Source organism: Cardiobacterium sp. (assembly GCF_057314735.1).
Genome location: NZ_DBHKZK010000006.1, coordinates 1 through 13,027 on the forward strand (window position 1 = coordinate 1; position 13,027 = coordinate 13,027).

General features: G+C 60.7%; 3 protein-coding genes and 1 pseudogene. All 4 read right to left on the reverse strand.

Going from position 1 to position 13,027, the window contains the following annotated elements:
* Positions 1–3,293: pseudogene (locus tag ACO54Z_RS00265) on the reverse strand (hypothetical protein); the annotation flags it as partial.
* Positions 3,294–3,564: 271 nt separating this feature from the next.
* Positions 3,565–7,236: a DUF2339 domain-containing protein gene (locus tag ACO54Z_RS00270; RefSeq protein ID WP_485995220.1), complete on the reverse strand. Its 3,672-nt coding sequence runs from the start codon at positions 7,234–7,236 to the stop codon at positions 3,565–3,567.
* Positions 7,233–7,640 carry a hypothetical protein gene (locus ACO54Z_RS00275; RefSeq protein ID WP_485995221.1) on the reverse strand — a complete coding sequence of 136 codons (408 nt, stop codon included), beginning with the start codon at positions 7,638–7,640 and terminating at the stop codon, positions 7,233–7,235. The genes ACO54Z_RS00270 and ACO54Z_RS00275 overlap by 4 nt, the downstream gene beginning before the upstream one ends.
* A 2,188-nt stretch (positions 7,641–9,828) precedes the next feature.
* Positions 9,829–12,042 carry a transferrin-binding protein-like solute binding protein gene (locus ACO54Z_RS00280; RefSeq protein WP_485995222.1) on the reverse strand — a complete coding sequence of 738 codons (2,214 nt, stop codon included), beginning with the start codon at positions 12,040–12,042 and terminating at the stop codon, positions 9,829–9,831.
* Positions 12,043–13,027 lie beyond the last annotated feature (985 nt).

The window sequence follows — 13,027 nt, forward strand, 5'->3', positions numbered from 1 at the left end:
CCTTTCTGTGCTTCGGTCAGGGTGAAGGTGCTGTTGGTCGCGCCACTGATTTCTTTGCCATCGGCAAGCCACTGGTATTTGACTTTGCTCGGGTCAACGCCGTCCTGATCGGCAACTTGCGCGGTCAGGGTCTCGCCCACTTTGGCGACACCGCTGATGGCTACGGTGCCTTCGTGGTTGGTCGCAGGCGGCGGGGTGGTGTCATCGCGCACCGCGTCAGTTGCGCTGCTGGTGATGTTTTCGGCGTGGTTGGCGTTGTCGGTGTAGGTTGCCTTGACGGTGATTTTTGCGCCTTTCTGTGCTTCGGTCAGGGTGAAGGTGCTGTTGGTCGCGCCACTGATTTCTTTGCCGTCAGCCAGCCACTGGTATTTGACTTTGCTTGGGTCAACGCCGTCTTGGTCTGCCACTTGTGCGGTCAGGGTTTCGCCCACTTTGGCAACGCCACTGATGGCTACAGTGCCTTCGTGGTTGGCCGCAGGCGGCGGGGTGTTGCCGTCGGTAACGGCATCAGTCGCGCTGCTGGTGAGGTCTTCGGCATGGTTGGCGTTGTCGGTGTACGTCGCCTTGACGGTAATTTTCGCCCCTTTCTGTGCTTCGGTCAGGGTGAAGGTGCTGTTGGTTGCACCGGCAATTTCTTTGCCGTCGGCCAGCCACTGGTATTTGACTTTGCTGGGGTCAACGCCGTCCTGATCGGCGACTTGCGCGATCAGGGTTTCGCCCACTTTGGCAACACCGCTGATGGCAACGGTGCCTTCGTGGTTGGTTGTCGGTGGCGGGGTGGTGTCATCGCGCACCGCGTCGGTCGCGCTACTGGTGAGGTCTTCGGCGTGGTTGGCGTTGTCGGTGTAGGTTGCCTTGACGGTGATTTTTGCGCCTTTCTGTGCTTCGGTCAGGGTGAAGGTGCTGTTGGTCGCGCCACTGATTTCTTTGCCATCGGCAAGCCACTGGTATTTGACTTTGCTCGGGTCAACGCCGTCCTGATCGGCAACTTGCGCGGTCAGGGTCTCGCCCACTTTGGCGACACCGCTGATGGCTACGGTGCCTTCGTGGTTGGTCGCAGGCGGCGGGGTGGTGTCATCGCGCACCGCGTCAGTTGCGCTGCTGGTGATGTTTTCGGCGTGGTTGGCGTTGTCGGTGTAGGTTGCCTTGACGGTGATTTTTGCGCCTTTCTGTGCTTCGGTCAGGGTGAAGGTGCTGTTGGTCGCGCCCGCGATTTCTTTGCCGTCAGCCAGCCACTGGTATTTGACTTTGCTTGGGTCAACGCCGTCCTGATCGGCCACTTGTGCGGTCAGGGTTTCGCCCACTTTGGCGACACCGCTGATGGCAACAGTGCCTTCGTGGTTGCCCGGCTGCGGGTTGGGGTTCGGATTGGGATTCGGGTTCGGCGCCGGATAGTTCGGGTCGTCCTGCACGTTGACGGTGATGGTTTTGGCGTAGCTGCCGCCGTGGCCGTCGTTGGTGGTGATTTGCAGGTTGACGGTTTTTTCGCTCGCGTAGTCGAGGTGCTGTCCGGCCTTGAGTTTCAGCGTGCCGTCGGCAGTCACTTCAAAGCGGCTGTCGCTTACGGTGTAGGTGTGGGTGTCACCCGCGTCAGGGTCGGTCGTCGTCAGTTTGCCGATGGTGGCGCCGTCCTTGCCTTCGATGACGTTGTTGTTGGCGAGCTGGATGTCGGTCGGCGCATGATTGGTCGAGCTTTGTCCCTGTACGGTGGCGCTGGTCGCGTCGTGGCTTTCTTTGTTGCCCGCGTTGTCGGTGTATTCGACTTTGACGGTGATTTTGTGGCCGACGTCTTCGGCTTTCAGGGTGTAGCTGCTGCCGCTTTCGCCCGCAATCGGCTGGCCGTCGCGCTGCCATTGGTATTTGACTTTGCTGGCGTCGAACTGGTCGTCGTCGTGGACTTCGGCGGTCAGTTTTTCGCCCACTTTGGCGTTGCCGCTGATGGCGACGCTGCCAGGATGGTTTTGGCCGGGTTGCGGCGGTTGCGGTGCCGGGGTGCCGTCGGCGACTTTGGCAGTTGGCTGTGAGGTGATGTCTTCATAGTGCCCGGCACCATCGGTGTAAACGACTTTGACGCTGATGGTTTTGCCGAGGTCGCCCGGTTGTACGGTGTAGGTTTTGCCGGTCGCGCCCGCAATGACACCGCCATCGGCAAGCCACTGGTATTTGACGCTGCTCGCGGGAACACCGTCCGGGTCGTTGATGTCGGCGGTGAGGGTCTGGCCGACTTTGGCGTCACCAGTGATTTGCGCGAGGCCGGGGGTGTTTGCGCCGTCGTTATAGGTGACGGTGATGGTCGCCTTGTTGCTGACTTGTCCCGCCTTGTCGCTCACGGTGTATTGCACCGGAGTCGGGTTGCCGGTGAAGTTCGGCTCCGGGGTGAAGGTGACTTTGCCGAACTGGACGTTCCATTCGCCCTGCCCGGCGACGGTGATTCTGGTGACGGCGTTGCCCACAGCATCAATCAAACGGATGCTGTTCGGGTCGAGGTCGCGCTGGCCGTTGGCATCGATACCGCTGTCGTTGTCGAGGACGTCAATGGTGACTTTTTCTTTCGGTGTGCCTTTGACTTTGTCGTTTTCTGCACGGGGTTTCGGGTCGCTGCCGGGCTGGTTCGGCGTCGGCGGTTGCGGATTCGGCGAAGGCGTCGGCGACGGTGTCGGCGGGTTCGGGCTGGGGTTCGGCGTAGGGTTGTTCGGATTACCGGGGTTTTGGTTGCCCGGATTGTTCGGGTTCGGCGAGGGAACGTTGGGGCTGCCGGGATTGTTCGGCGTGTTGGGCGACGGGCTTGGCGCAGGGTTGTTGTTATTGTTGTTGTTTCCGCCGTTGTTGTTGCTGTGGATTTTCTCGCCGTCGTTATTCTTGGCGAGGCCGATACCGGCGGCAACGAGGCCAACCGCGCCGAGTACGCCCAGCGGCGCCCAGACCGGTTGGTCGGAACCCAGCGTCTGTTCGGCGGCGATTTGTTCGGCGAGGACGTGCTCCGGCGCGGTGGCCACCGGATAACTGGTGAGGCCGCCATCTGCCTGCAAGCCGACCAGCGCGCCCGGCTGGCTTTGCCCATAGTAGTTTTCGATGACCAGGTCAACGCCGTCATCGAAGGAAACCAGCAGGTTATCGCCCTCGCGCTCGGTGATGAGACCTTCCGGACCGATGCCGGTCGTCTGGTCGGTGAACTGGTAGTAGGCACCATCTACCGCTTCGATGTGCAGCGCGCTGCCTGCGGTGTTGATGTTGTACTGGCCAATGGGGTTGCCGCTGGCGTCGTTCAGGGTGAGGGTGATTTGCTTTGACATACTGGATTCCTTGTAAATAAAGAAGTTTTTCGGCAATTCCTGTCAGCATTAACTGACTATGACAGCCATTATACAAAAAAATGACTATTTGGTTACCAGTAGATGAAAGCAACAGCCGTGCCAGTTTGCCCCCGCCCCGCGCTGTGCCAGGCGGGGCGGTTTGCGGGTTATTGCGGCTGATATTCGTCCTTGAGGATACCGCGCAGTTTGTCGTAAGGCAGGGTCAGTTCAACCGCGCCATCGGCATAGGCGCCAATGTGGTCGGCCGACTTCAACCTTCGCCGTCGTCTTCATCCCGCTTCGGCGCGGGTGCGAAGTAGCTGACGAGCAGCAGCAGTACGCCGACGCCGATGAAGGAGACGATGCGGGCGATGCCGTTGCTGTCGCCCAGCTCCACCACGAACAGTTTGACGATGACCACGCCCATCAGCGCCGCGCCTGCCGTCCACAGGCGGCGTTGCTGGCGCTTGTGGCCGCTCACCATCAGCGCAATTGCCCCCAGCGCCCAGGTGAGGCTGAGGCTCGCCTGCACGCCGAACGAGGCGAGCAGGTCGTGCGCGCGCCACGGCACGCCGAGGTAGTGGTGCCAGATGCGCAGGATGTCGAGGCTGATGATGATCCAGCCCAATACCGCCAGCGGCAGCGCGCGGGGCAGGGTGGCCGTCCACGCGGCGAGGTCGCTTTGCCGCCACCAGCGCCACAGCAGCCACAGCGCGGCGAGGCTCATGATTTCCAGCGGGTTGGCAAACGGCAGGTACGGCAGCGGCGGGCTGCTGCCGCTGTGGTGCAGGTTGTAGTAAGCAAGCGTCAGCAGGACGGCCGCCACCAACGGCAGGGCGGCGCTGCCGTGGTAGGTGTCGCGGTAGCGGTTCGTCCACGCTTGCAGCGCGGGCAGGGTCGGCAGGGTGAGCGCCAGCAGCGGCGCGGCCAACAATGCGGGCATCAGCCACAGGCTTTCTGCGCCGAAGGTGGCAATGGCAGCGGCGCTGGCGAGGCGCATCAGGTTCAACGTGTGCAGGTTGTAGCCGAGCGCGTGCAGCCACGGGCGCAGTCCGGCGACGGATGGATGCGGGTCGCGTTCGCTGTGGTGCAGGGTGAGGGCGTGCAGCGCTAGCGCGGCGATGTTCACCAGCAGCCATTCGCCGGGGGCAGCGTCGGCGTGGCCGTAGTAGCCGCTGAGGTAGAGGATGAGCGGGTAGAGCGGCAGCCAGATGAGGGCGAAGCGGCCGGCATCGCGCCAGTCGAAGCGGCTGAGTCCGTGCAGCAGCGCGGCGGTGATGAGCAGCGCCCACACTGAACTGCTGGCAGGAAAGAGGACTGCCAGCCAGGGCTCAAGGGCATAGACGAGTTTGACGCTGCCGAAGAGGAGGAGCGGGGTCGCGGCAATGTAGTGCTGCGGCTCGTAGCGGCGCTGGCGGTCGTGCAGCCAGGCGGTGGCGAGCATGGCGAGGGCGACGACGGCGAGGCTTGCCGGATGACGGTCGGCGAGGAGGGTGGCGAGGAAGCTCGCGGCGAGGGTCAGGTAGATGACGGGGACGGCGAAGACGCGCGTCGCCGGGTGCGGTTCGTCGTGCGCGCCGGTGCAGTACGCATACTGGATGAGGGCGAGGAAGAAGGCGCTGATGGCGACCAGCGGTGCCGCCCATTCGTTCGGCAGGGCGAGCAGCGGCAGGGCAACGGCGGCGGCGTAGGCGGCGATAGCGCTGCCGCGCTGGCCGATGAGCTCCCACAGCGGCACCGGTTCGCGCGCCGTCCGCCACCAGCCGAGGATGTTGGCGCTGCCGCAGGCGGCGATGATGAGGGCGATGCCAAGCGAGCCTTGCAGCAGGGTTTCGCCGTAAGGGGTGAGGCGGTAGCGGGTAAAGAGGATGACCAGCACGACGGCGGCGAGTGCCAGCGCGGCCTGACGCGCGATGTCGTTGCCGAGGCGCAGGCCGAGCTGATAGACGGCGCTGGTTTCCACCAGCCAGACGGTGGCCGCCCATTGGGCGGGGAGAATGAGCAGCGGCAGCGCGAGGGCAATCAGCAGGGTGCCGAGGAAGACCGCGCCGAGCAGGTTGCGCTCCCACTGCGCGCGGTCGTCGTCGCCCTGCTTCGCGGCGGTGAGGAGGATGGCGATGCCGCTCGCCGCCGTGATTAGCGTCGCGCTGAGCGAGCCGTGCAGGACAATGGCGGCGTCCGGGTCAAGGCGGTAATGCGCGAGCAGGGCGAGTACGGCGGCGGTTTGTAGCGAGAGCGCGCCGAGGCGGCTGATGGGGTTGGCATGGCGCGTCGCCAGATAGTAAACGAGCGCCGCTTGCAGGCTCCAGCTGCTTGCCGTCCAGCGGCCATCGAAGGCGAGCGGAATGGCGAGCAGGACAAACAGCGCGGCGAGCAGCAGGCAGGCCTCACGCAGCGGGCGCAATTCCGCCAGCGGGCGGGCAAGCTGGGCGACGCCGCCGTACCACGCGGCGAAAGCCAGCGCCGACCCCGCCGCGCCGTAGGGCAGATGGGCGGCGATGCCGTATTGCAGGCCGTAACAGCCGAGGGCGGTCGCGCAGAGCAGGGTGCTGTCGAGACTGCCGATGCGCTGCAAACCGCGCAGGCAGTAGTCAAAAATCTCCGTGAGCGTGACATGGTTGGCGAGCGTCGGCGGGTCAGCAGCGGCGGCGCGCTGGCGCGTATAACGCCAGACAATCGCGGTATAAAGCGCGAGATGGTAGATGAGGAACGGCTCAACGCTGGCGAACTGCGCCGGGTCATAAAACGCGCCGCCCCAACTGCTGGCAATGGCGAGCGTGCCGCCGATGCCGGTGAGATTGAGCGAGCGCCACGCCTTGAAGCGGGCGATGACGGCGACGCCGCTGTTCAAGAGCGCGAGATACGAAAACAGCGCGACATAATTGCCACTGCCGCTGGCGGTCAGCACCGGCGCGGCGAGGCCACCGACGAGGGCGATTTGCGCCAGCACCAGCGCATTCTGCAACACGGCGAGCACGACCAACAGCGCCGTCGTCGCCGCCATCAACGCGAACGCCACCGGCGGGTCAAGCAGCGCGTGCAACTTCAGCGCCGCCAGCGCGGTCAAATACAAAATGGCGAGCGCCGCGCCCTGAATGGCGAGCGCATAATCGCGGCGCTTCTCGCGCAAATACCAGCCGGCGCCCGCCAGCACCGCAGCGGTGGCGGCGACCGCGCAATAACGCAGCGGCAGCGAAATATGCACCCGCGCCGAGGCATAGCGCAGCAAAAAGGCGAGACCGAGGAAGAGAATGGCAATGCCCGCCTTCAGCAGCAGATTCTCGCTGAAGAAGGTGGCGAGCGGCGACGGCTGACCGTCGCGGGCGGCGGCCTTGCGCAGCGCAAGTTGAGGCGCGGGACGCGGGCGCGGCGGTGGTTGGCGACCGGCGACAAAAGTAAAATCATCAGCCGGCGGCGGCACCGGACGCGGCTTGGGCGGGCGCGCCAGCGGCAGCGGCTCACTGACTGGCAACGGCGCGGCTTCCTCCGGCGTGGCGACCGCAGCCACATCAGGCAACGACCAATCATCGGGAGGCGCTTCGGCGACGGGCGCGGCTTCCGGCGGCGGAAAATGCTTCGGCAACTCGGCGCTGACCGCCTGCGGCGACTCCTCCAGCCGCAGCGGCAACGTAATCGGAATGCGCGGCTGATTGGCGACCTTCGCCTGCAACTGGCGCACCTCGCGGCGTAGTGCGGCGAGCTGATCCTGCAAATCCCGCACCAGCGCGTGCAGCGTGGCCAGCTCATCCGGCGGCGCGGCGGGCGGCGCGGCGGGCGACGCGGGCGAATCCTCCGATACACGCGGACGCATCCCAAAAAGGATGAGCGCGAACACAATCCCGAAAAAGCTGAACATCCCGCCACTGCCGAGAAACGCATCAGCCGCGAGCGCGCCCGGCAAAATGACACAAAAATAAAGAATAGAAACCGCGCAGCCGTTCATCGTCTGGCACTCCAGCGGGCGGAAAAATACAGGGCGAGGAAGACCGCGGCGACATTGGCGAGCAGCAGTGCCACATCGGCGGCGGTGAGATTGTCGCGCAGATTGGCGAGCATCATCGGCAACATCGTGCCGTGCATCTGCCGCAACGTGCCAAAACCGAGATACCACACCGTCTCGCCAACAAAACGGGCGAAGCTCAAGAGATACACCAGCGGCAGCGCGATGAGGCTGAACGCCAGCGGCCGCGTTGGCCGGACAACCATGCCCGTGAGCATGACGGCAACCGCCGCAACCAGCGGATAACACCAGTGAAACTGCGTGGCGACGCTGGCAGGCGCGACGATATGCAGCGCGAGCAAATCAACGAAATAAAGCGGTGCAAAAAGGGCAAGCGGTTTGAACATGGCGATTACCGGCTGAAAAGAACAGGTGCATCTTATTATCACCCTGCGGGCGGATACAACCCGACGCACGGCGGAAATCGCCGCCGCTGCCGAAATCCACCGAACAGCTCCCTCCCCCGCAGGGCGCCGCGTCGCTCCGCCCCTATGGCAATCATCATTCGTTTATGTAAACCCCTCCCCCACAGGGGGAGGGGACGGGGGTGGGGTTCACCTGCATACCTCGATGTCTATGCAACACTTCAATGCTGAGCATTTCATCATGGTGGGGCAAGCCCCACCCTACGACTGGTCGGCAAATCGCTCCCTCGCGGGCAAAGCCCGTAGGGGCGGTTAGGACGAAATCCGTAACCGCCCAAACTATAGCAATGGGTCATAACCGATGATTTTGCTCGCAGGTTGGGTTAGCGAGGCACAAGCGGCAGGAACAGTTCACGTAGCGATCATTCGTAGGGTGTGTGCCGCAGGCACGCACGCGATGCCGATACCAAATCCCACGTGCGGGTCGGCTGCACCGCCACACACCCTACGTATGTAAACCCCTCCCCCTGTGGGGGAGGGGACGGGGGTGGGGTTCGTCTGCATACCTCGATGTCCATGCAACACTTCAATGCCGAACATTTCATCATGGTGGGGCAAGCCCCACCCTACGACCGGTCGGCAAATCGCTCCCTCGCGGGCAAAGTTCGTAGGGGCGGTTAGGACGAAGTCCGTAACCGCCCGAACCATAGCGCCGCAGGCACGCACGCGGTGCCGATACCAAATCCCACGTGCGGGTCGGCTGCGCCGCCACACACCCTACGTATGTAAACCCCTCCCCCTGTGGGGAGGGGTCGGGGTGGGGTTCACCTGCATACCTCGATGTCCATGCAACACTTCAATGCTGAGCATTTCATCATGGTGGGGCAAGCCCCACCCTACGACCGGTCAGCAAATCGCTCCCTCGCGGGCAAAGCCCGTAGGGGCGGTTAGGACGAAGTCCGTAACCGCCCGAACCATAGCGCGACAGGCACGCACGCGTTGCTGATGCCAAAATCCCGCGTGCGTGTCGGCTACGCCGCCATACGCCCTACGTATGTAAACCCCTCCCCCTGTGGGGAGGGGACGGGGGTGGGGTTCGTCTGCATACCTCGATGTCCATGCAACACTTCAATGCCGAACATTTCATCATGGTGGGGCAAGCCCCACCCTACGACCGGTCAGCAAATCGCTCCCTCGCGGGCAAAGCCCGTAGGGGCGGTTAGGGCGAAGTCCGTAACCGCCCGAACTATGGCAATTGCTCATAACACAATGATTTCGCGCGTAGGTTGGGTTAGCGAGGAACGAGCGTAACCCAACAATTTCTACGTTGGGTTACGGCGCAAGCGCCTAACCCAACCTACGAACTAATGGTGGGGCAAGCCCCACCCTACGACCGGTCAGCAAATCGCTCCCTCGCGGGCAAAGCCCGTAGGGGCGGTTAGGACGAAGTCCGTAACCGCCCGAACCATAGCGGTCATAACACGATGATTTTGTGCGCCGGTTGGGTTAGCGAGGTACGAGCGACTGGAACAGTTCACACAGCGAAAGAGGGGTGGGGTGAGGACAGCAAACAATTGAAAAATTGGAATTTTGGCTCATCAATAATATCGCTCACCCCCTCCCCACCCTCCCCCGCTGCGGGCTTCGCCCTGCAGGGGAGGGGGATATTCGGCGTAACAATTCAAATTTGTGTGGATAACCGGGATTTTGAGCAGGTTCTCAGACAAGACGTGCCGCAGAAGATATTAGCTATCCACCGAAAGCCTCATACGGTGTTGCCCCGCGCCATACAACCGCGTACTGCCTTCAGCGGCGCGCCTTGTCTGAAACTTTCGGTGGATGGCTATAGACAACCCGCGTAGGTCGGCCATTCATGGCCGACGACAAAAATATAGCCATCCACCGAAAGCCTCATACTGTGTTGCGTCGCCTCGCCGTACAAAAGCGTACTGTCTTCGGCGACGCGCCTTGTCTGAAACTTTCGGTGGATGGCTATATCAACCTGAAAACGTTGCCGATGCCAAAATCCCGCGCGTGTGTCGGCTGCGCTGCCACATATCTTACGAAGCGATCGCTGTATCGCCCAAAAAAGAAACGGCCTCTTGCGAGGCCGTTTTGTCTGCCGAGGCAGACATGCTTTGTTGTGACTGACTTAAGTTGAAGGGTTTGTTTACGGTTGTTGTCCGTTTTGCTGGCTGCCGTAAACGTTATTGCTGTCATCACCCTGGAAGGTGTTGCTGGTGCCGCCACGGGTTGCACCGAAGACGCCACCCCAGTCGTTTTCGCCGTAGGCAGAGCCGTATTTGTCAGCGTCTTTGACGGAGTTGAAGGAACCACCGAGTTCTTCTGCTTTTTCACCGAAGAAGGATGCCTTGAAGGTTGCCTTGTCATCACCGGCGAGGTAGGTACGGTCAGCGGTACCAACCACGGTGTTGCCCACGATGTTGCCCTGGAAGGCGACGAGGTTGTCGCGGGTGGTAGCAGACTTGGTTTGGTCGAGCAACCATTCGTTGTAAACGTTACCTTGCAGACGTTTGGTGCCGAAGTCGGCGGTCGCTTCAACGAAGTTACCCAAGCCGAGGCCGTCGGTCTTGCCGGCGAAGGCGTTCGGCAGGTTGCGTTTGCCCGCGTTGTGGAAGTCGTTGTCGATGCCGTACATCAAGGCGTGGCCTTGGTAGGTAGCCTTCTGGTCGCTCGGCAGTGCCGCCATCTGTTCGATGGTGGTGGCATTGGTACCACGGTAGAAGTAATCGTCCACAGAGTCGTCTGCATTTTTCGCTTTGTACGGGTTGCGGATGAAGTTGTCGGCATAGCCCTTGACGCCTTCATCGACATCAAGCTGGGTAGAAACGCGACCGTACTGGACGTATTTCAGGGTCGTCGGTTCAGCACCGATGCTGTACAGGGTGGCTTTGCCTGCCTTGCCGCCATTTTCCACTTCGTATTCGGCGACGAAAGTTTTAGCACCCTTGAAACTGTTCAGCGCGACCGGGTGGATGCCCTTGTTCTTGTCATCGGTACCGGCATAGGCCAAGTGGTAGCGACCGAAGATACGGGTCGTGGTGTTGTGGTGGTTTTCCCATTTCTTCTCGTCTTTGTTCCAGTTCAGTTCTTGGCCAAGCGTAGAAAGACCATTACCAACACGAATCAGACCGTTTGTGGCGAATACGCCATTATCAATATCATCTTGGGTACGGTTAGCAGAGGTGGTTCCAGTACGGGTATATTCGTTTTCAAAGGCGTATTCAGGTGTCGTCCACCAAACCAAATCTTTACCATAACGTGTACCATTGTTTTGGGCAAAGGCAGGTGTTACGGTTTGTCTGGTTTTATCGCTTGGCAACAATCCCGGTGTAGAGCCACGATACATATAGACATCTTTATTATCTTTTACGTCTTTAGAAGTAATCTTCTTGGGATTTTTGGGATCAGTCAAATCTGCACCCGATTCTTCTCTGACAAAAGCATACGGATCAATAACTGCCGTTACTGTGTTGGCATCACTAATAACCGTCGAATATTTTTTATTATCCGTCGTATTTGTTACTTGGTGATATACGCCTTTATCTTCAGCAGGTTGTTTGATAGAACCATCATTAACTGCTGAATTATCGTCAGTATTTCCATCAAGTTTTTTATTAACTATTTTTACCTCACGAACCAACGCTCCACTCGCGTCTTTGCTAACATACGGGAAATGATATGCTGCTACAAGACCCGTAGGATCCATTCCGTTCGGTGTACGTTTAATCTTGCCTTTCAAATCTACATTATTTGCACCTAACGGATCAGTGCCATTATCTGCGTGCTTGTCCTTTTTGTTATCGTCATTACCGTTACCCAAGTAACGTCCGGCAAGAATGTCAACGTTTGCGAAGTTTTCTTCTTGCAGGCTGTTCAGTCCGGCGACGGAATCTTTGATGGCATCACCATTTGCCTTGAGCGGAACCGGGTTGTCGCTACCGGTGAATTGTGCCTTGACCGGGGTGCCGTCGGCACGGACGATTTCCTGACGGGCGAGGACGATGTTGGTCAGGCTCGGGTTTTGGTCGTTCAGGGTGGTACCGAGCAGCGGAGAGGCAGATGCCGGTTGGCTCGGGTTGAGGGTGCGGTCGTATTGTGAGCCGTCACGACGGATGTATTGCAGGGTACCGACGGTGTTTTGTTTGGTCAGGTCTTTGTCATCTACAACCTGGGTGCCGGTCGGGTCAACGACGTGCGGGTCTTCTGCCGGGGGAGTCGGCTTATTGTTGTTATTGTTGTTGTTATTGTTGTTCGGGTTGGGTTTCGGCGGATCAGCCGGGGTGTTGTTATCACCGCTGCCACCGCAGGCGGCGACGCCAACAGCGACCAGGATTGCCAGAGAGAGGTTGGTTAATTTCATGGTAGAGCTACCTTCCGTGAATGGGTTGAAAGTGATTGGTTGCCTTGTTACAGGCCGTACAAGGCCAAGAGGCCGACGCGTATTTTAGCTTTTCTTCAGGTTTTTGCAATTTTTCTGCAAGGGTGTGGCGCGCGTGCGACGGGGCGGGATTTTCCGGATGGTGCGCCGGGGCGCACTCTATGGGGCGTTATGGTTCGGGCGGGCTTTGCCCTGCGAGGGAGGCAGTCGCTGACGCGGATGATTTGCTGCCCCCACCCCGCCCCTCCCCCACGGGGGAGGGAGCAGTTTGGTGGATGACCGCAGAGCGAAGGGGCAATTCGTAGGTTGGGTTAGGCGCTTGCGCCGTAACCCAACGTAGAAATTGTTGGGTTACGCTCGTTCCTCGCTAACCCAACCTACGCGCGAAATCATTGTGTTATGAGCAATTGCCATAGTTCGGGCAGTTACGGACTTCGTCCTAACTGCCCCTACGGGCTTTGCCCTGCGAGGAGGGGGAATGTGATTTTGCAGAATGTGTGGCGGCGCAGCCGACACGCACGCGGGATTTTGGTATCGGCACTGCGTGCGTGCCTGCGGCACACACCCTACAGCCGTTTTGCGATTTGCTGACCGGTCGTAGGGTGGGGCTTGCCCCACCATCATGAAAGGTTCGGCATTGAAGTGTTGCATGGACATCGAGGTATGCAGGCGAACCCCACCCCCGTCCCCTCCCCCACAGGGGGAGGGGGGACACATGTAGGGTTGGCGGCGCAGCCGACACGCACGCGGGATTTTGTCTCGGCAACGTGCGCGTGCCTGCGGCACTATGGTTCGGGCGGTTACGGACTTCGTCCTAATCGCCCCTACGGGCTTTGCCCTGGTAGGGAGCGATTTGCTGACCGGTCGTAGGGTGGGGCTTGCCCCACCATGATGAAAGGTTCGGCATTGAAGTGTTGCATGGACATCGAGGTATGCAGGCGAACCCCACCCCCGTCCCCTCCCCCAC